The organism is Heliomicrobium sulfidophilum, assembly GCF_057715735.1.
This window is the reverse complement of sequence record NZ_JBVTZZ010000004.1, coordinates 666,189-684,987: the sequence shown is the minus strand read 5'-3', so window position 1 is coordinate 684,987 and position 18,799 is coordinate 666,189. Positions and strand designations below refer to the sequence as shown.

The window sequence follows — 18,799 nt, the reverse complement described above, 5'->3', positions numbered from 1 at the left end:
TCGCTTTGACGCATAGGATGGCCTTTTGGCTGATCAACGCGGTTGTTGTCTACACATGCTTATCTATCATCCCGGCGGAGGATATGATATCCGCACAGACGTTCACCCTCATTACAGAGGCGGGGGGCTATCTGACCGTGGTGATGATTGCGCGATGAACTGATGGGGGAACAGATCAGAGGATTTATTGCTGACATGCGGGAGATGGGTTTCACAGATGCAGAAATCGTCGAGGGCGTTGTTTGGAATTGTCGCGCCCGCCGGCGCCGTGGAACCGAAAAAAGCGCTCCAGGATTACTTCGTCGAAAGTATCACCCGGGATACAGCCGGTTTGCACACCCAGGCAACGAAGGGGCAACTTCGAATTGATGAAATATCCTTTATGCCGAAAGGGGACAGCAGAGAAGACGCCTTCACCGCCGCTCTCTCCCAGCACCTCAATAAGTCGGTTTTGGACTATGAAATTGCCTTTGACCTAAAAAACCGAAAGGCTCGCTTTTCGCTGCTCTTCACGAACAGTCAGTTCAAACTCCCTCTGACCTTCTACTTCCTGGAGAAACAGCTCGTTGTCGACCTTGATTCTGTTCGGACGTCCTTGGCCCAGATCGAACCGGATGCGGCCTCCCAGCTACCGGCAGATAAAAGGTATCTCGTCAATTCGCCGAAAGATCAAAAGGAACTGTTCACTTTTTGGAACGATTTAGATAAAGCGAAAAAAGAGTCGACGCTAGATGCGGAGTCTCGCGAAGCAGTCTCCGCTATGGTTGGACTGCTGATTCGCGCCCTGCCTGATCAGACCGTAAAAGTATTTTCGGACCAATCGGTAGGGGTGCAACTCGGCCACGATGATCTGCTCCCTTTGCTTTCCGCCCTCGTTAAGGTTGTTGCGGAAAATCCCGATAGCGTGATCAAGTATTATAAAGCGGCGCTCAAAGATTCGTCCTTGCCTACGCAACAGGCGTCCCTATCGGAACTCCCCGATCCGGCGGAGCTGAAGAAAAACCTGGAAGAGATTCGCAGTGAGATGGATCGCTCCTTCCACCTGAATGAATATACCCTGATCAAGGGGCCCAGGAAGGGAAACAGTTTCCGCAGCCTCAACCGGATCGATATCGAGATTTTTGAGAAAGGCGATCGGGGCGCTGGCGGGCGGTTCCGCATCGAACTAGAAAACTGGGATACCGAAAATCCTCGCTTCGATTTTTCCTTCCCCACTTTAACCGACTCAAACCAGATCACCTTTGAGGAATTGGATCGGCAAAGTGCAAAAGGCCGCTGAAAATCTTTTAACGATCCAGACAACAGCCTGCAGTCAAGGGGCTACACCCTGCTGCAGGCTGTTGTATCATGCTTTACATGCCGGCTAAGGTAACGGGATAACGATGGCGCGTAATGCTAAAAATAGCCAGATAAGGCTGAAGATAATCGATTGAATAGGTTGATGTTAAGGTGATATCATTATAACATCAAACCAAAATCAGGAGGGAATCACCATGACGGAGCGAAAGGCCTGGAAGGTCAACGGTTTTGTCGCCCTATTGTTCCTTGTGGCTTTGTTCTTCGGTTCCATCGTCCTCTTTCTTGCGGAGCAAATAGTTACAGGGATTTTTGTGAGCCTGCTGTTCATCATTTTATCTTCCGGTTTCCGGATTGTCCAACCGAACGAGGCCAAGGCGGTGATCTTTTTCGGGCGCTACATGGGCAGCATCTCTGAGAACGGCATCTGGCTTACCGTTCCCTTTTCGACCTATAAAAAAGTGTCCCTGAAGGTAAGAAACTTTAACAGCGCCAGACTGAAGGTCAACGATGTGGAAGGTAACCCGATCGAGATCGCGGCCGTCATTGTCTTTAAGGTTGTAAATTCGGCCAAGGCGATTTTCGATGTGGACAATTATGAGAAATTCGTTGAGATTCAGGCCGAGACAGCCTTGCGCCACGTGGCCACCAAGTATCCCTATGACGATTTCCAGGGGAATGCAGCGTCATTGCGCGGCAATACGGAAGAGGTGGCCGCCGAGATCGCCAAGGAATTGCAGACGCGCCTGGCTGTAGCCGGTGTCGAGGTGATGGAGGCGCGGCTGACCCACCTGGCCTATGCGACAGAGATCGCCAGCGCTATGCTGCAGCGGCAGCAGGCGTCAGCCATCTTGGCTGCGAGACAGATGATCGTCGAGGGCGCCGTCGGTATGGCCCAGATGGCCATTGACAAACTCACCCAGGACGGCACGGTCGAACTCGATGATGAACGAAAAGTCGCCATGATCAACAACCTGCTCGTCACCATCGTATCGGACAGGTCGGCTCAACCGGTGGTCAACACCGGCAGCCTTTACCAATAGGTGACGCCGAGTGCCGCCGAAAAAGAGCTTTCCTCTTCGTATCGATCCCGCGCTGTATCAGGCTCTGGAACGCTGGGCGGCCGATGAACTGCGAAGTGTCAACGCCCATATGGAGTTTTTGTTGAGGGAAGCGGTGAAAAAAGGGGGACGACTGCCGAAGGAAGACGGGCTTCTTACGCGGGAAGAGAAGCAGGAATAGCTGTAAAAACAGAAATTGCAGTAAACGATATGAGAAGAATTTTGAAACGAAAGAAGAGGTTGCCGGACGGATTCCCGGCAGCCTCTTCATCGTATCGTCGGTTTTTTGAAAAATCCCCTATGCGCTCCACCATCTCAGCGAGAACATGACCGCCATCGACAAGCCTAGCGTGGCCGTTACGTTGCGCGTCTTATAGGCGACGAGGGCGGCCACCAAGCCAGCCAGAAGGTAGTCGTTATGGAGGGAGATATCGATCTTTCCCGAAGGCATGAGCAGGGCAGGGGCGATCAGAATGGTCAGCACCGCTGTGGGAACGTACTTGAGCCACTTTTCCAGCCACTGGGGCATGAAGCGGAAGAGACCCAGGGCGCCGAAGCGCGTCAAAAAGGTGACGGCGGCCATGCCGGCGATAATCAGGAAGATGTCACTGCGCACCGGCCTTCCTCCTTTCCAGGTAAGCGCCTGCGGCGCTGGCCGTCAGGCAGGCCACGATGATGTACCATTTTCCGGGAAGCAGGGAAGCGCCCAGGAGCGCCATGATGGCGGCGATGGCGCATACCTTCTGCTGGACATCGTCGATCAGACGGGGGATGAGCAGGACCAGAAAGGTGGCCGGCATGGCAAAGTCGAGGCCCCAGGCCAGGGGATCGGGGAGCCGGCTGCCCAGCAGGACGCCGGCAGCGGTGGCGCCGATCCAGGTGAGATACATGGTGGCGCTGGCGCCGAATTGGTAAGCAGCGCTGTAATGGCTGTTGAGCATCCGGCTGACCGTGACAGCGTAGGATTCGTCGACGAGGCTGAAGGCAAGCAACGCTTGCATGGGCAAGGGCAGGCGGGACATGTGCGGCGCCAAGGAAGCGCCCATCAGCAGGTGACGCAGGTTGACGAGCAGCGTCGTCACGACGATGACCCCCCAGCCGGTGATCCCGGCGCCGATCATGGACATGGCCACGAACTGGGAAGCGCCGGCGAAGACGAGTACAGACATCATCACCGTCTCGATCGGTGTCAGCCCGGCCGTCAGACCCATGATGCCGCAGGTGATGCCGAAAGGGATGATGCCCACCAGAATGGGAAGGGTGTCCCGGACCGCCAAGGCGAATTCGCCAGCAGAGAGGTCCGCCCGGCTAAAGGTGATCGCTTTTCCGTTATCCATCGAGGGCGCCTCCTCATCTTTTATTGGTATTCATTCTAGCCAGCAGGAAAAGGAGGGTAAATATCCAATTAATCAGATAGCACGTAAAATTGGATACCAAATGAGGAGGTGAGGGGAAGTGGACGCATCCAATTGGTTTTCTGACGCCAAGTTGGAAGCCCAGTCAGCAGCGCCCCTTTACCAGCAGATCGCCGACCTGATCATTCAAAAGATCCTCCATCATGTGCTTCCTCCGGGAACGAAGCTGCCGCCGGAGCGGGAACTCGCGGCCCTCTTCGATGTGAGCCGTACCACGGCTATCAATGCCTACCGCGCCCTGGAGCAGCAGGGATGGGTAAAAACGCGCGTCGGCAGCGGCACTTATGTGGAACGCCATGCTACCGAGAGCGCCGGAAGCGCCTGGGGCGCCGGGGGCGGCGGGAATGGCTGGAGCAGCGGCTCTGCCGTACCCTGGACAGAACTCTTTGCCGCCCGTCTCCAGTCTCCTTTGTCGACGATCCTGCGCGACCTGGTGGCAGCGCCGTTGACCGAGGACAATATCGCGCTCGCCGCCGGGATGGCCGACCCGGCCACATATCCCATCGCATCGATGCAGCGCCTTTTCGCGGAGCCGGCCTGCGCTGCTTCGCCGAACGATTTTGGTCACATCCCGACAGAGGGCTACGGCCCGCTGCGCCAGTCCATCGCCACGGAATTGGCGGCCAAAGGGATCACCGCCACAGCCGATCAGGTGATCACCTTCGCCGGTTCTCAGAACGGGTTGTACCTGTTGGCGCGGATCATGCTGGAGCCGGGCGATTATGTGATCGTCGAAGCGCCCGCCTTCATCGGCGCGATCCAGGTCTTCCAGAGCGCCGGGGCGCGCTTGCTCACCCTCCCTGTCAGCGAGAGGCTCAACCTGCCCCTCTTGGAGGATTACCTGATCCGCTATCGGCCCAAGTTTTTTTACATCAACCCGACCTTTCACAACCCGACAGGGCGGACCCTTTCCCAAAGGGAGCGGCAGGGCCTGCTCGAACTGGCGGCGCGCTACCGGCTGGTCATCATCGAAGATGACGCCTATGGCGAGTTGTTTTACCGCCAGCCGCCGCCGCTGCCGCTGAAAGCGATCGATGCCTACGGCGGTGTCGTCTACTTAAACACCTTTTCCAAGTTGCTCATGCCGGGCTTACGGGTAGGCTACCTGGCCGCGTCATCGACCCTGATCAACCGTCTGGCTATCGAAAAACAGTACATCGATCTGCACACAAGCAACATCAGCCAATGGCTCGTCCACGCCTACCTCGCAAGCGGCCAACTATCCGGCCATGTGAATGGTGTGCGATCGAGATATAAAAAACGCCGGGACGCCCTGGTCCAGGCGCTCCGGCAACACTGTGGCACCGCTCTCTCTTTTTCCATTCCCGAGGGCGGTTTTTATCTGTGGTGCCGCATCGAACGGCCTGTCACCGCCCGGGATCTGCTGCATGAAGCGATCAAAGGAGGCGTGTCTTTTGTCCCCGGAGATGCCTTTTACACGGTCCCTGAAGTGGGGGAGCGGGAGTTCCGGCTCTGTTTTACCACCCATCCGGAAGCCCTGTTGGAAGAAGGGGCGAGACGGATCGGGGCTGCGCTGCGGCGGATGACTAAGGCCAGGCGGTCCGTCGTTTCCGGGGTGGTTCCGGTGCAGCCGATTATCTAATCCGCTTGTTTTTGCGAAGGCCTATCTAGGTTGCCCCGATCAAGGTAAAAACGAGGGCCATGCAACTCCCCGTGAGCGTCAACGACGCTTTCAACTCCAGTTGCTGCTTCAGGAAACTGGAGAAAGGGCTGCCATCATGCCGCCCAAAAGAAAATCTGCCAGTCTCTTCTGTCGTTGCGATATATTGTTACAAAGTGCTGCGGCGCTGTAAATCAATGCAATAAGGGAGTGAATGCCGGTGAAGCGAAACCACTTCGTTCTGCTTTTTCTTGTGGCGCTCGTCTTTCTCTGGTCGGGGCTCAATCCCTACGATCGGTTTACCTGGATACTCGAAGTATTGCCGGCTGTGATCGGTCTCATTGTTCTCGCCCTGACCTACCGGCGCTTCCCTCTGACCACCTTCAGCTATACGCTGATCGCCATCCATATGGTGATCCTGATGGTCGGAGGCCATTACACCTATGCCAAGGTCCCTCTCTTTGATTGGCTGCGCGACGCCTTCGACCTCGCCCGCAACCACTATGACCGTTTGGGTCACCTGGCCCAAGGGTTCATCCCGGCCATCATCGCCCGGGAGATCCTTCTGCGACTGTCGCCCCTGCGACGGGGGACGCTGCTCTCCTTGCTGATCGTCTGTGTCTGCCTCGCCATTAGCGCCTTCTATGAGTTGATCGAATGGTGGGTCGCCCTGGCAACAGGCACGGCGGCCGAGGCCTTTCTCGGAACCCAAGGTGATGTCTGGGACACCCAGTCGGACATGGCCATGGCGTTGCTCGGTTCCTTTTTGGCGCTGGTCACCCTGTCGAGAAGCCATGACAAGGCATTGTCCTCAGAGGGGAGGGAGAGGACCTGAGTTTCTCATTGACGCTGACCTTTCTCCTGCTCCAGCGGGCGGCGCTGCTGCTTGTGGCGCTCTTTCTCTTCCTCCGCCTCCCTTTCTTTCGCTCCCTCATCCAGCGGCAACTGGTTGGTAAGCGGAAGGTATACCTGGTTCTCTGGTTTGGGTTGCTCGCCCTGTTGGCGACTCAGGCTGGCGCTGTCGTCACAGGGGAAGAGGGGGTGGTTCCAGCGATGGCTTCATCGCTGGCCTCTCCGCGGAATTCCCTGCCAGCATCTGAAGCTTTCTCGCAGGCATTATTGCTCAGCCACGTGCCCCTTACCCCTTTGCATGCGGACCAGACGCTGGTCACCCTGGCGGGGATGGCTGTCATCGGTGGCGGGCTCGTCGGCGGCTTTCCGGTCGGTGTGGTTGTCGGCGCGACTGCTGCGCTGCACCTATTCGCACTCGGTGGAATGATGGCGGGCGTCAATTCCATCGCCATGCTCCTCATGGGATTGCTGGCAGGATGGCTGGCGCATCGCAACGGAGAATCACTCCTGTCGGGGCGGCCGGCTCTCGCCGTAAGCCTGGTCATCTCCCTCCTGGCTGGCGTCATCATCATGATGCGCCAGCAGCTTGGCGCCGGCCCGGCGTCTTTTCCTGCCGGGTCGATGCTGCCTTCCGCTCTTGTCAACGCTCTGGCGGCCGCTGTCTTCATGGAAATGCTCCGGACCGCCTCGCGGGAGGTGGAGGAGGTGGCCCTAGAGACGGAAAAAGCGCTGAAGCTGACCGAGTACACCCTCTCCCAACTCCAGCAGGGGCTTAACGCCGAGACGGGCCGTAACATCGCTGAGGCCTTCATGGCCGAGCTAAAGACCATGGCCGTGACCATCACGGACAACAAATATGTCCTCGTCCACGTCGGCATCGGCGAGGAGGAGTATCCCCACGGGCGGCTCGTCCATACGAAAGGCTCTTTGAAGGCCCTCGAAACAGGCAAATTGCAGGTCGTCTACCGCCATGAACCGTACAAGCACGCCTACCTGGACAAAATTCTGCGTGCCGCCATCGTCATCCCCTTCAGTTGTTCCGGCCAGGTGATCGGTCTGTTGAAACTCTATTTCTACCGCTCCCAGGACATTCGACCTTATGAGATCGGCCTCGCCCAGGGGCTGGGAAAGCTCATCTCTTACCAACTGAGCCTCTTGGAGACGGAAAAAAAGAGCCTCCTGTTGAAAGACGCAGAACTGCGCATGCTGCAGGCCCAAATCAACCCTCACTTCCTCTTTAACTCCCTGAACGCCATTGTGTCGCTGATTCGGACAAATCCGGGCCTGGCGCGCAAGATGATGTTGCAACTGGCCGACTTCATGCGAATGAACCTAAAGATGATGGACAGGCCTTTCGTCTCACTGGAGGAGGAAATGCGGCACCTGAAGGCGTATATCGAGATCGTACAGCTGCGTTTCGCCGATCGCATGACCATCCACGTTGATGTGGAACCGGGTCTGAGTCACTTTCGTATACCGCCGTCGACGCTTCAGCCGCTCATCGAAAACAGCATCCAGCACGGGCTGAAGAATTGCTCTGAGGGCGGCAGCATCGTTGTGTCAATCATACGTCATGGTCATGGCGCCCTGATACGGGTGACTGACAACGGAACAGGGATTCCCGAATCCCTGCTCAGCCGTCTCGCCCGTCAGCAGGTGCCAAGCCAAAAGGGCAACGGCATCGGCGTTCATAACGTGAGCCAACGTCTCGCTTCCGTGTTGGGAGCCGATTCTCAACTGGTCTTTGCCAACCTGCCTGAGGGCGGTTGTGAGGTGCGCTTTTTCCTGCCGGAACCGAAGGAAGAGAGGGACAACGATGAAAGTGATGATCGCCGAAGACGAGCCACTGTTTCGTGAAGAACTGGGCTACCTGCTGGCGCAAGTTGAGGATGTGGAACTTTGTCCGAGCGCCCGCAACGGCAAGGAACTCCTGCGCTTACAGAAAGAACATCAGCCCGATCTCATCTTTTTGGACATCGAGATGCCGGAGATGAACGGCGTCGAGGCGGCCCGCCAACTTTCTGAGGCGACCCCGCCGCCGCTGATCATCTTCACCACCGCCTATGAACAATACGCCGTCGAGGCCTTCGGCCTGCGTGCCCTCGATTACTTGCTCAAACCCTTCGACGAGGAGCGCCTCTTCGAATCACTGCAGCGGGCGAGGGAGCGTTTGCAGGAACTAACCTCGGAGGCGGCGCCCAAGACACCGATCAGCAATCTCCTCCTGGAAGAGGGCGACAAGCTCGTCGTCATCAAACCGGAGCGGATCTATTTTGCCGAGAAAGAGGAGCGGCGGGTCGTGATCCATTGCGATCGCGGGCGCTTTGAGACGCGGCTGACCATGCAGGAACTGCTGGATAAACTCTCCGGCCATCCCTTCGTCCGCTGCCACCGCAGTTTCCTCGTCAACCTCGACTATGTGGATGAGATCGAGCCATGGCAGAACGGGACCTACAACATCATTCTCAAGGGGATGGACGGCGCGAAACTCCCAGTCAGCCGGTCTGCTGCCAAAGAGGTTTTGCAGCGCCTAAATGAATAGAATATATTTCGACCTGCCAAAAGGAGTTCTTCCGTGAGGAGCGAAAAACAACATACAAACGGTGAAGCGAGTGACGCTTCGCCGTTTGCCGTTTAAACAGCCTCCCATGCACCTCAGGCGTGGAATTCTACCGCTTAAACCAAAAAGGGAAAAACTATTTGAAATATTCAGAAAAATAACATACCATAAGACCAAACCCGCCGCCCAGGTAGAAAGGAGGGAACGGTCTTCGGCCCAGGAAGCCGAACGAGGCGGCATCGATTTTCCTGACGGGGGGTCACCCCCGACGAGTCCGGTCCTCTACCTGTTCGGTAAGGGCAGGTCACGGAAGACCGGATCAGCCGGCGAACGTGGACTGGTAAACAAGAGCCGCAGGCACAAGCGGCAGTCGGACTTTTTCCGGCAGAACGATGACAGACAAAAGGGAGGTTGCCGATAATGGGCAAAAATGACGAACATCTGGTCCACGACGAATTTGACACCCCGGAAGAGGTCGATCGCATCTTCCGAGCGCAACGGAAACTGAGTTTTTCTTATGGCTTCATCTTTTTCCTGGTAACACTGTCGATTCCTACGCTCAGTCTCTTTTCTGACGCTTGGTTCGGAAAGCCGTTCTTTGGCGGCATGACCCTCAATTATTTTATGTTGGCTTTTGTATACCACATCTTTTACATTGTGATCGGGCTTGCCTACACGTTGCAGGCGAATAAACTGGAAGACGAGTTGCTTGGCCGACGTGTCGAGAGCCGGCTGGATGAAAATAAGAAGATGGTGGTGAAGGCGATATGATCAACATCTGGGCTATCGGAATGGTGCTCGCCCTCATCGTGACGACAGTTATCGTTTCGATTATGGGAAAACGGGCTACAGCGAACACGGCTGACTTCTACTTGGCCGGACGGAAGGTTGGCTTTTTTACGAACGCCTCAGCCATCTGCGGCGATTACTTCAGCGCCGCCTCCTTCCTGGGTGTGGCAGCTGCCGTTTACGCCTCCGGTCTCGACGGCGCTTGGTTCGCTGCTGGTTTTGGCGCAGCGTTCGTTCCCGTAGTGCTTTTTATGGCATCGCCGATCCGCCGTTTTGGCGAATATACGATTCCTGACTTCCTCTTCGCCCGATATGGCCAAAGTCACCGGGCGCGGATCATTGGCGTCATCATGGTGCAGGTGATCTCCATCTTCTATCTGGCACCGCAGATGGTTGGCGCTGGCGCTACTTGGAACGTTCTCGTCGGTCAAGGTCTTTTCGGTCTCAGCCCTTATGCCACAGGGGTTTGGGTGGTTGTCCTGATCATGACTCTCTACGTCGCCCTCGGCGGAATGAAGGGCACCACCTGGAACCAACTCATCCAGTTCTGGGTTCTTTTCACTGCCATGATCCTGGTTGTCATCTTGGGTGTCGTCAACGGTGTAGGATATTCTGATTCGGTGGCGAAGAACTCGGAAAAACCCCTCCTAAACCCCGGCAAGGTTACTGTCGCCAAGTTGATGGAAGGGGAGCCGGGCAAGCGCCTCTATGATATCAACCAGAAAAACATGACGCCCGAAGCCTTCGCCAAAGTGCAGGCAGTTGTTGACAAGGGTGACCCTGCGGCTGAAGTCAATATTTTGATGCCTCAGAAGAACAAACTCCATCCTGAGCGGGCGATGATGTTCAACGAACCGGGTCATCGATACAGCGCCCTTGATCAGTTCTCCATGGTGCTGGCGCTCGTACTCGGTACGGCAGGGTTACCTCACGTAATGAACCGCTACTACACAAACCCTTCCGGCAAGTCGGCGCGCTTTACGACTGTCTGGGTGTTGGGCTTCGTCGCCCTCTTCTATATGATGAGCCAGTATGTGGGTGCTATCGCTCGCCAGATCATCCCGCCGCAAGTGGTCGGTGATCCCGAATTAATGAAGTTGACTGTAGATGGAATGTTGTTGAAAGCAGACCAAGTCATGCCGATCATGGGCAAGATTTTTGCTGGCGAATTCGGGCTCGGCTATGTGGCTGCCGGTGCATTCGCTGCCATGTTCTCCACTATCGGCGGACTGCTGATGGCTTCAGCGGCTTCCTGGGGCCACGACATCTATGAAAACTACGTTAACCCCCATGCAGAAGAATGGAAGCGAGTGCTCGTCGGCAAGATTGCTGTCGTCGGTATGTCGGTCCTCTCCCTTCTGGTCGGTTTGGGCATACCTGCCGCTGGCCTTGATAAAGCCTATCCGGCGCTCATCGCCATGATGGTCACCTGGGCCTTCTCCATTTCGGCGAGCGCCTTCGTCCCGACCTTGCTGGCATCGATCTGGTGGAAGAAGACTACCGAAAAAGGCGCGTTGGCCGGCATGTTTACCGGCGGTTTCGGCGCTATCTTCTTTATCCTCATGAACATCCTGAAAGAAACAAAAGCCGTTGCTCCCGACTCCTTCTTCGCCACCCTGGGCACGTTGACTTTCCCGGTTTTAATCACTGTCCCGCTGTCCTTTGCGGTTATCTTCATCGTTTCCATCTCTGACAAGAAGCTGCCTGCTAACGTGGAACAGATCTGGATGCGCATCCATGGCACCGCGGCTGAGCGCCGAGAGCGTCGGATGCAGAATATGGTGTTACAGCCGGAGCAGAAGTAAAGTTTGGGTTTGCCGTTGACTTTTGCCTTGTTGCCAAGCGATATCCTGTTCCTGCTACCAGCTTCACAGGTGGCATTCTGTTCAGCTGCATGCTGGCAATACCTGTCTCGGTCCCGGCTCCGGCCGATTGTGCGGAGCCGGGCTCCTTTTCGGCTAGTTCGAACTTAGGGAGGTCGATGACATGGAGACGCTCGTTACGCTCATCGAGACGAATCTCTTCGCTGGGCTGGCCTTTTACGGGGCCGCCTGCTTTTCTGCCGCCGCCGTCGCCCATGCCTGGAAAGGCCGAAGCAACTGGAAAACGCGGGCTGGACTGCTTTTTATCATCTTTGTCACCTTATGGGTGGCGACATTCGTCTTTGCACCGTTGCTGCCTAAACTAACGCTGTTGACGATCCGCTGTCTCCTCATCGGCGCTTATGTCGGCCTCTTGCCGATGAAGAAGCGGGAAAAAGACGTTCCAGTCAACTTGACGATTCGCTAAAACAAACCCCGGGCACTTGTCCCGTGGTTCCTCTCGGTGGTGAATGAATTGAATGCTGACATGCAGGCATACACAGCTGTTATTGTCTTTCTAATCACCTATGGACTGATCATCTCTGAGAAAATCCACCGCATGGTCGTGGCCCTTCTCGGCGCTGTCATCCTCTTGTTGGCCGGTATCGTTACTCAGAAGCAGGCCATCGAAGCGGTCGACTTCAACACATTGGGGCTGCTGGTCGGCATGATGATTATCGTAGGGATTACGCGGCGGACGGGGGTCTTTGAGTATCTTGCCCTCAAAGCGGCCAAGGTTGCCAAAGGTGAGCCGCTGCGGATCCTGGCTTTGCTGGGGCTGATCACGGCCGTGGCGTCAGCCTTTTTGGATAATGTGACGACAGTTCTGCTCGTCGTGCCAGTCACCTTTTCGATCACCAGGGAACTGAACGTGAATCCCATGCCCTTTTTGATCACCGAGGTTCTGACCTCCAACATTGGCGGAACAGCCACACTCATCGGCGATCCGCCGAATATCATGATCGGTTCGGCTGCTGGTTTGAGCTTCAATGACTTCTTGGTCAATTTGGCATTGCCCAGCGTTGTCATCCTGATCATCACTTTGGCTCTGCTCATCTACATCTACCGCCGTGACATTCAGGTGGAGCCGGAGTACATGGCCAAGATCATGGCCTTTGACGAGCGGGAAGAGATTAAGGATTGGGCGTTGCTCAAAAAATCGCTAGCCGTACTGGCTCTGACCATCAGCGGATTCATCCTCCACGGCGTGCTTCATCTGGAGTCGGCTACCATCGCTCTGGCAGGTGCGGTGCTGCTGTTGCTGGTAACCCGGGAAGAACCAGAGGACATTCTGCTTCATGTGGAATGGCCAACCATCTTCTTTTTCACCGGTCTTTTTATCCTTGTCGGGGGACTGGAGAAGGTGGGCGTTATTCACTGGATCGCTGAAGAGAGCCTTCAGTTGACCGGCGGCGATCTGAGACAGACGGCGATCCTGATTCTGTGGGTGTCGGCCATCGCCTCTGCTTTTATCGACAACATCCCTTTTGTTGCCACCATGATTCCGCTACTGAAGACGATGGGGCAACTTAGCGGCATGGACCTGAATACCTTGTGGTGGAGCCTCGCCCTGGGGGCTTGTCTGGGTGGCAACGGCACCCTCATCGGTGCGTCAGCCAACGTCATCGTAGCTGGGCTTGCTGAAAAAGAAGGCTTTCCCATACGGTTCGTCGGCTTCATGAAGCTTGCCTTTCCGCTCATGCTGGTCAGTATCATCATCGCCAACGGCTATATCCTGCTCCGATACTTGTAAAAAAGCCCCTTTTATCCACTTAAAATAGGATAAAAGGGGCCTGGTTACCAATTTGGCGTCAGTGCAGATTACGTCAGGGCAAGCGACCCGCATCTCACCGCCAAAGGAAAAGCGTTGGTCGGAAGTGGGGGAGATAGACGCCCGACGCTGAGTTCATCTAAATGGCCTGACGTGTTTTTTGCTGGGCAACATTGGAGATAGCTGTTCCTTTTCGGATCAGACCAAGGGGAGCGCCGAGGGGAAGAACAGTGCGGCCGAAAAAGGTATTCAGGAAGATGGCGCCGCAACCGTAAAAACCGATCATGGAGATTGCAAATTCGGACCAACCGGCGACCAGGTGAAGGTCGACAATCTGGAAGGCCGTCAAGGCGAGCGAAGCGAGCAACACGTTGATCAGCACCAGAATCGCTGCAAAGACCTTGTTGGTTTCAAAAGAAGCGATCATGATGAAGAAGGAAAAAATACCGTAACCGAGGAAGGCCCAACCGAGTTGGACGCCGCTGAAGGAAGCTTTAAACTCAGGTCCCATCCAGCCGAGGGTGATCGCCCAGGAGGTGGCGACGCCGAACCAGAATAACCCATAGGACGTGAGGACTGTGGCGCCGAAGTAGTTGTTCTTTTTGAAGTCATACATGCCGGCGATGAACTGGGCCAGAGCGCCGAGGAAGATGGCCCAGGGGAAGATGCCGGAGACGCCGGTGGTCCAGCCGAGTTTCTGGCTTGATGCGACCAGGGTGACCATGGCGAGGCCGAATACGCCAAGGGCGGTCGGATCGGCGACAGTGATTTTCGTTTCAATGGATTTCGCTTCGTTCGACAATGGATCTGCCTCCTAAAACTGCAAAAATTCCGTATTGGGACAATTTTCTGACTTTTTAAAGCAGTGCTCATTTTTAGACAGGGTCGTGTCTGATGTCTTTCAAAACGGCTTGACGATTGACCTCCTTTTGTCGCAAGTATTACCTATTTTAATTGGAACTCTGGAAAAAGACAAGTCTGAATTGCGCAAAAATGCGATCAACTTTAGACGGACCTTTTTCATGGAGCGATATATCCATGAAAAAAGGACCTGCCCGTCGACAGGTCCTTTTTTTTTTGAGTGTTCTTGTGCCTAGACGGCCCCTTGGACATCCTTCAACGATGCCTGGTATTCCAGGTACTCGTCGAAGGTCATCAGCTTGTCGATCAGGCCATCGGATGTCAGTTCGATGACGCGGTTGGCGATGGTCTGGGTGAACTGGTGGTCCTGGGAGACAAAGAGCAGGGTGCCCTCGAAACTCATCAGGCCGTTGTTCAAGGCGGTGATCGATTCCAAATCCAGGTGGTTCGTCGGCTCGTCCATGATCAGCACGTTGGCGCCGCTGAGCATCATCCGCGAGAGCATACAACGCACCTTCTCGCCGCCGGAGAGGACGGAGACTTTTTTTAGTGTCTCATCGCCGGAGAAGAGCATGCGGCCGAGGAAGCCACGGACAAACCCTTCATCCTGATCCTTCGAGTACTGGCGAAGCCAATCGATCAGGTTGAGATCGCCTTCTGTAAAGTAGGCCGAGTTGTCCTTGGGGAAGTAAGCCTGGGAGGTGGTAATGCCCCACTTGAACTCGCCGCTGTCAGCTTCCAATTCGCCCGTGAGGATCTGGAAGAGGGTCGTCTTGGCGAGGCCATTGGAGCCGACGAAGGCGATTTTGTCACCCTTGTTGATGGTGAAGGAGACGTTGTTGAGGACTTTTTCGCCGTCGATTGTCTTCGTTAGGCCCGAGACGGTGAGCAGGTCGTTTCCGGCTTCCCGGTCTGGTTTGAAGACGATGTAGGGGTACTTACGATTGGACGGCTTGATGTCATCGAGGGTGATCTTGTCGAGCAGCTTTTTCCGCGACGTGGCTTGTTTGGACTTGGAAGCGTTGGCGCTGAAGCGGCGGATGAACTGCTCCAGTTCCTTGATCTTTTCTTCCTTCTTCTTGTTGGCGTTGCGGGCCATCTGCAAGGCCAACTGGCTCGACTCGTACCAGAAATCGTAGTTGCCCACGTAGAGTTGGATCTTGCCGAAATCGATATCGGCGATGTGGGTGCAGACCTGGTTCAAGAAGTGCCGGTCGTGGGAGACGACGATGACGATGCCCTTGTATTCGGCCAGGAAGTTTTCCAGCCAGCCGATGGAGTCAAGATCCAGGTGGTTCGTCGGTTCGTCAAGGAGGAGGATGTGGGGGTTGCCGAAGAGCGCCTGGGCGAGGAGGACCCGCAGCTTGGCGTTGGCTTCCAGTTCCTTCATCTGTCTGTTATGCAGTTCGTTCGGGACGCCCAGACCAGTCAGCAAATTGGCCGCTTCCGATTCGGCGTCCCAGCCGTTCATTTCGGCGAACTCGCCTTCCAGTTCGGCGGCGCGCATGCCGTCTTCTTCGGTAAAGTCGGCTTTGGCGTAGATGGCGTCTTTTTCCTCCATCACTTCATAGAGGCGGGCATGGCCCATGATTACCGTCTTGATGACATCGTACTCGTCAAACTCAAAGTGGTTTTGTTTCAGCACGGCGATGCGCTCGCCGGGGGTGACGACCACTTCACCGCTCGAAGGCTCAAGCTCGCCCGAGAGAATCTTCAGGAAGGTGGATTTGCCGGCGCCGTTGGCCCCGATGAGGCCATAAGTATTGCCGGGGGTAAATTTGATATTGACGTCTTCAAACAAGGCGCGCTTGCCGAAACGCAATGTGAGGTTCTGTGTACTGATCATTTCGGACACCTAACCTTTTTCGTTTATTGGGTGTACACCGCAAAAAACTCCCCAGGCAAAGCCTGGGGAGTTGCGTAGTGCCAATGGCTTACCAGTTGGAGCGGCGGGAGCTGAAGCAGTCCCGGCAGTAAACCGGCTTGTCGCCGCGGGGCTGGAAGGGAACGGTGGTTTCGACGCCGCAGCCGGAGCAAACGGCGGGGAACATCTGGCGCTCTTCACGACGGCCAAAGCCGCTGTTGTTGTTGCGCTGCTGGCCACGACGGGCGGCGCGGCAGGAAGGGCAACGGCCAGGTTCGTTGGTGAAACCTTTTTCAGCGAAGAACTCTTGTTCCGACGCGGTGAACGCGAATTCAGAGCCGCAGTCTTTGCAGGTCAGGTACTTGTCTTGAAACATGTGGAAATCCTCCTCGATATTTTTTGCCCGGCGCTAGGGAAGCGACAGAACTCCTTGACTTCCCGAGCCGGAGGCTATCGAGGAAGGGGATATCGTCTGCTCCTAATGGTTACGAGCAGTTCCTAGTATAACCTGAAAACGGAAAAAATACAACAAAGGAATTTGGGATTAGGGGGAGCAAAATTTTCTGATCAGGCAAGCCCGGCAAAAAATTGCCGGGCTTATTCCTGGACTTATGATCTATGATGCTCATTTCGCCTTTAAGCAGGGCGGCGGTTGTTGATGACCGTTACGTTGGCGGGACCTTTTTTGATCAGGCCCAGGGGGGCGCCGAGGGGAAGGATGGTCCGCCCGAAGAAGTTGTTCAGGAAGAAGGCGCCGGCGGCGTAGAAGCCGAGGATCGAGATGGCAAACTCGGACCAGCCGGCCACGGCGTGGAGGTCGATGACCTGAAAGGCGGTCAGGGCGAGAGAGAGGAGCAACAGGTTGATCAGCACTAGGATGGCGGCAAAGACCTTGTTGGTCTCAAAGGAAGCGATCATGATGAAGAGGGAGAAGATGAAGTACCCCAAAAAGCCCCAACCGAGTTGGACACTGCTGAAAGCAGCTTTGAATTCGGGGCCGAGCCAGCCGAGGGTGATGGCCCAGGACATGGCGACAGAGAACCAGAAGAGGCCATAAGCGGTCAGGACGGTGGCGCCGAAGTAATTGTTCTTTTTGAAGTCAAAGATGCCGGCGATGACTTGGGCGAAGGCGCCGAGGAAGAAGGCCCAGGGAACGAGGGCAGAGACGCCGCTGGTCCAGCCCAGCTTTTGTGTCGAGGCCACAAAGGTGACCATGGCCAGGCCGAAGACGCCAAGGGCTGTCGGGTCGGCAACAGTGATTTTTGCTTCAACATGCTTGGTTTCGGTGGACATTGTTAGCCTCCTGTTCAGGATTTTTTGTTGTTCGTGAAAACAAACACTTGCTTGATTGTATAGGATAATGGGGCGCGAGACAAGGGGGGAGTTCACCCGATGGAAGTCAAAAATGCCGGGCCGATTGTGCAACAAAAAAGGGTTCTGTCAAAAGCTTTCACAGAACCCTAACGTTTATTCATCTACTGTCAGTTTAAAGATCAAAGCCCTGATGACTCTGCTTCGAGCCCTGTCAACTGTTCTCCCATCGCGGGGGTGATCGACGGCGAAACGTAGAGGCACTGCAGTTGGCGCCCATTGTGGAAGAGCACATAGCGCGTTTCCGTGCGGTTGCGAGACAGCTTGTCGACGAGATGTTTCATCTGTTCGTATTCCGCCTCCAAGGGATTTCGTTCCTCATCAGCGGTGTACCAGATGGCCACGTCCGGTCCGCCCTCTGTGCGCAGCCAGTAATCGATAGCGAACAACTCATGGTCGTTGATATAGAGCCACCCGGCGCGGCGGACCGCCAGGGAGGTGACGATGCCATTGGCGTTGAGCGTGGCGATGACAATGCGACCGATGCCCAACTGCTGGTTCAGGTTGCGCAGTTCGCTGATGGAGTGACCATTCCAGGTCCGTTCGCTCAACAGATGGCCGTAATCGAAGGACCACTCGGTCAAAAACTGTTTGAAGAGAATATCACGCCGGAGCGTGGCGTATCGACCCATGGCGTACAGCACCGTGACGCTGAAGGCCATGAGGACGGCTGAGGTCACTGGATTGTTCACACGAGCGACCGCGTTTGGTGCGGCTTGGGTCAGCAACAGTTCCGAACCCAGATAGGCGATGGGGAAGAGGCCGGCGCCGATACAGAGAGAGGAGACCCGCACCCAGACGATGTTTTGTCGCAGGAATCCCTGCTCCGCCAATTTGCCCGCCAACAGGTCGCTGTAGTGCCAAAGGCCAGCGTAGAGGGCGTACCAAATGGCGATTTCCCAGATGTTGTCCCATGGGAACAGGCCCATCCCATCATCTCCCGTTCAAGTCATTTTTAATGATTGTATAAGATATTAGACAAGATTGTTGAAAGTCCTGTCGAAGGTTGAATATATAAATAAATTATTTTAATCACATATACAACGGTAAAAAATTCAAGGAAATACAAGGAGGCTAGGGGCGAATTAGCGAAAAAGGAAAAACCCCAAACCGTTAGGCTGGGGTTTTCGCTATTTTAAGAGCGGACGTACAGATAAGCGATCTAAGCATTAATGTATTACGGCCTTTTCTACTGACAAAACCCCTTGCTGAGATCAATAGAGACAATATCAACTCTCACTGTGATTTTATTGATTAAATCAAAAGAACCTAAAAGCTCTTCTTGTATTTCTCTATTATTGACATCAGTGTATTTTATATGCAAGTTGCCTGCCAATGGTTCCTTGGGGTAAATTTTCATCGGATAGCTTTCCTTCGGATTCAAACTTGGGATGAGCGAATCCAACATAAAACAAAGCTGACACCGTATGAAAAACGATGTCAGCTTGCATCAAATCTCAGGATTTTGCGATAGGG

At 55.1% G+C, this 18,799-nt stretch carries 19 protein-coding genes; 11 read left to right on the top strand and 8 right to left on the bottom strand.

The window, feature by feature from the left end; genetic code table 11:
* The first annotated feature begins 217 nt into the window (after positions 1-217).
* The 3 genes from AC0CW1_RS04980 (at position 218) to AC0CW1_RS04970 (ending at position 2,538) form a co-directional block, all read left to right on the top strand.
* Positions 218-1,279, top strand: a complete 1,062-nt coding sequence (locus tag AC0CW1_RS04980; RefSeq protein ID WP_488181945.1) for a hypothetical protein — start codon at positions 218-220, stop codon at positions 1,277-1,279.
* A 214-nt stretch (positions 1,280-1,493) separates the two neighbouring features.
* Entirely contained in the window at positions 1,494-2,339 is an 846-nt protein-coding gene (locus AC0CW1_RS04975) for an SPFH domain-containing protein (protein WP_488181944.1), read from the top strand.
* Between the two features lie 10 nt (positions 2,340-2,349).
* Positions 2,350-2,538, top strand: a complete 189-nt coding sequence (locus AC0CW1_RS04970; protein ID WP_488181943.1) for a type II toxin-antitoxin system antitoxin — start codon at positions 2,350-2,352, stop codon at positions 2,536-2,538.
* Between the two features lie 117 nt (positions 2,539-2,655).
* Here the strand turns inward: AC0CW1_RS04970 and AC0CW1_RS04965 are convergent, their stop codons facing one another.
* Together AC0CW1_RS04965 and AC0CW1_RS04960 are read right to left on the bottom strand one after the other, a co-directional pair.
* On the bottom strand, positions 2,656-2,973 hold the full coding sequence (locus AC0CW1_RS04965) for an AzlD domain-containing protein (RefSeq protein WP_488181942.1): 318 nt from the start codon (positions 2,971-2,973) through the stop codon (positions 2,656-2,658).
* Positions 2,963-3,694, bottom strand: a complete 732-nt coding sequence (locus tag AC0CW1_RS04960; RefSeq protein ID WP_488181941.1) for an AzlC family ABC transporter permease — start codon at positions 3,692-3,694, stop codon at positions 2,963-2,965. The genes AC0CW1_RS04965 and AC0CW1_RS04960 overlap by 11 nt, the downstream gene beginning before the upstream one ends.
* Positions 3,695-3,812: 118 nt before the next feature.
* Between AC0CW1_RS04960 and pdxR the strand changes: the two genes are divergently transcribed.
* From pdxR to AC0CW1_RS04920, 8 genes are all read left to right on the top strand, one after another.
* Positions 3,813-5,375 carry a MocR-like pyridoxine biosynthesis transcription factor PdxR gene (pdxR, locus tag AC0CW1_RS04955; protein WP_488181940.1) on the top strand — a complete coding sequence of 521 codons (1,563 nt, stop codon included), beginning with the start codon at positions 3,813-3,815 and terminating at the stop codon, positions 5,373-5,375.
* A 232-nt stretch (positions 5,376-5,607) separates the two neighbouring features.
* A complete protein-coding gene (locus AC0CW1_RS04950) occupies positions 5,608-6,228 on the top strand; it encodes a DUF2238 domain-containing protein (RefSeq protein WP_488181939.1) in 621 nt (206 codons plus the stop codon).
* A gap of 8 nt (positions 6,229-6,236) precedes the next feature.
* On the top strand, positions 6,237-8,102 hold the full coding sequence (locus tag AC0CW1_RS04945; RefSeq protein ID WP_488181938.1) for a sensor histidine kinase: 1,866 nt from the start codon (positions 6,237-6,239) through the stop codon (positions 8,100-8,102).
* A complete protein-coding gene (locus tag AC0CW1_RS04940; protein WP_488181937.1) occupies positions 8,062-8,787 on the top strand; it encodes a LytR/AlgR family response regulator transcription factor in 726 nt (241 codons plus the stop codon). Before AC0CW1_RS04945 ends, AC0CW1_RS04940 begins: the two co-directional genes overlap by 41 nt.
* 438 nt (positions 8,788-9,225) lie before the next feature.
* Positions 9,226-9,576, top strand: coding sequence for a DUF485 domain-containing protein (locus AC0CW1_RS04935; RefSeq protein WP_488181936.1), 351 nt, complete (start codon positions 9,226-9,228; stop codon positions 9,574-9,576).
* Complete coding sequence (locus AC0CW1_RS04930) at positions 9,573-11,399, top strand: solute symporter family protein (RefSeq protein WP_488181935.1); 1,827 nt, start codon at positions 9,573-9,575, stop codon at positions 11,397-11,399. The genes AC0CW1_RS04935 and AC0CW1_RS04930 overlap by 4 nt, the downstream gene beginning before the upstream one ends.
* A 181-nt stretch (positions 11,400-11,580) precedes the next feature.
* Entirely contained in the window at positions 11,581-11,883 is a 303-nt protein-coding gene (locus tag AC0CW1_RS04925) for a hypothetical protein (RefSeq protein WP_488181934.1), read from the top strand.
* 48 nt (positions 11,884-11,931) lie between these two features.
* Complete coding sequence (locus AC0CW1_RS04920) at positions 11,932-13,209, top strand: ArsB/NhaD family transporter (protein ID WP_488181933.1); 1,278 nt, start codon at positions 11,932-11,934, stop codon at positions 13,207-13,209.
* A gap of 157 nt (positions 13,210-13,366) precedes the next feature.
* Here the strand turns inward: AC0CW1_RS04920 and AC0CW1_RS04915 are convergent, their stop codons facing one another.
* From AC0CW1_RS04915 to AC0CW1_RS04890, 6 genes are all read right to left on the bottom strand, one after another.
* Positions 13,367-14,029 (bottom strand): acetate uptake transporter, encoded by a 663-nt coding sequence (locus AC0CW1_RS04915; protein WP_488181932.1) that lies wholly within the window; start codon positions 14,027-14,029, stop codon positions 13,367-13,369.
* Positions 14,030-14,320: 291 nt separating this feature from the next.
* Positions 14,321-15,934: an ABC-F family ATP-binding cassette domain-containing protein gene (locus tag AC0CW1_RS04910; RefSeq protein WP_488181931.1), complete on the bottom strand. Its 1,614-nt coding sequence runs from the start codon at positions 15,932-15,934 to the stop codon at positions 14,321-14,323.
* 88 nt (positions 15,935-16,022) lie between these two features.
* Positions 16,023-16,328, bottom strand: a complete 306-nt coding sequence (locus AC0CW1_RS04905; RefSeq protein ID WP_161258569.1) for a zinc-ribbon domain containing protein — start codon at positions 16,326-16,328, stop codon at positions 16,023-16,025.
* 260 nt (positions 16,329-16,588) lie between these two features.
* Positions 16,589-17,245 (bottom strand): acetate uptake transporter, encoded by a 657-nt coding sequence (locus tag AC0CW1_RS04900; RefSeq protein WP_488181930.1) that lies wholly within the window; start codon positions 17,243-17,245, stop codon positions 16,589-16,591.
* Positions 17,246-17,445: 200 nt separating this feature from the next.
* Positions 17,446-18,252, bottom strand: coding sequence for a hypothetical protein (locus AC0CW1_RS04895; RefSeq protein ID WP_488181929.1), 807 nt, complete (start codon positions 18,250-18,252; stop codon positions 17,446-17,448).
* A gap of 260 nt (positions 18,253-18,512) precedes the next feature.
* Positions 18,513-18,683, bottom strand: coding sequence for a hypothetical protein (locus AC0CW1_RS04890; protein WP_488181928.1), 171 nt, complete (start codon positions 18,681-18,683; stop codon positions 18,513-18,515).
* Between the last annotated feature and the right edge of the window lie 116 nt (positions 18,684-18,799).

Coding starts and splice junctions, on each gene's coding strand:
- AC0CW1_RS04980 (WP_488181945.1), top strand. CDS start 218: ATGCAGAAATCGTCGAGGGCGTTGTTTGGAATTGTCGCGCCCGCCGGC.
- AC0CW1_RS04890 (WP_488181928.1), bottom strand. CDS start 18,683: ATGAAAATTTACCCCAAGGAACCATTGGCAGGCAACTTGCATATAAAA.
- AC0CW1_RS04930 (WP_488181935.1), top strand. CDS start 9,573: ATGATCAACATCTGGGCTATCGGAATGGTGCTCGCCCTCATCGTGACG.
- AC0CW1_RS04935 (WP_488181936.1), top strand. CDS start 9,226: ATGGGCAAAAATGACGAACATCTGGTCCACGACGAATTTGACACCCCG.
- AC0CW1_RS04975 (WP_488181944.1), top strand. CDS start 1,494: ATGACGGAGCGAAAGGCCTGGAAGGTCAACGGTTTTGTCGCCCTATTG.
- AC0CW1_RS04905 (WP_161258569.1), bottom strand. CDS start 16,328: ATGTTTCAAGACAAGTACCTGACCTGCAAAGACTGCGGCTCTGAATTC.
- AC0CW1_RS04910 (WP_488181931.1), bottom strand. CDS start 15,934: ATGATCAGTACACAGAACCTCACATTGCGTTTCGGCAAGCGCGCCTTG.
- AC0CW1_RS04925 (WP_488181934.1), top strand. CDS start 11,581: ATGGAGACGCTCGTTACGCTCATCGAGACGAATCTCTTCGCTGGGCTG.
- AC0CW1_RS04900 (WP_488181930.1), bottom strand. CDS start 17,245: ATGTCCACCGAAACCAAGCATGTTGAAGCAAAAATCACTGTTGCCGAC.
- AC0CW1_RS04950 (WP_488181939.1), top strand. CDS start 5,608: ATGCCGGTGAAGCGAAACCACTTCGTTCTGCTTTTTCTTGTGGCGCTC.
- AC0CW1_RS04960 (WP_488181941.1), bottom strand. CDS start 3,694: ATGGATAACGGAAAAGCGATCACCTTTAGCCGGGCGGACCTCTCTGCT.
- AC0CW1_RS04895 (WP_488181929.1), bottom strand. CDS start 18,252: ATGGGCCTGTTCCCATGGGACAACATCTGGGAAATCGCCATTTGGTAC.
- AC0CW1_RS04940 (WP_488181937.1), top strand. CDS start 8,062: ATGAAAGTGATGATCGCCGAAGACGAGCCACTGTTTCGTGAAGAACTG.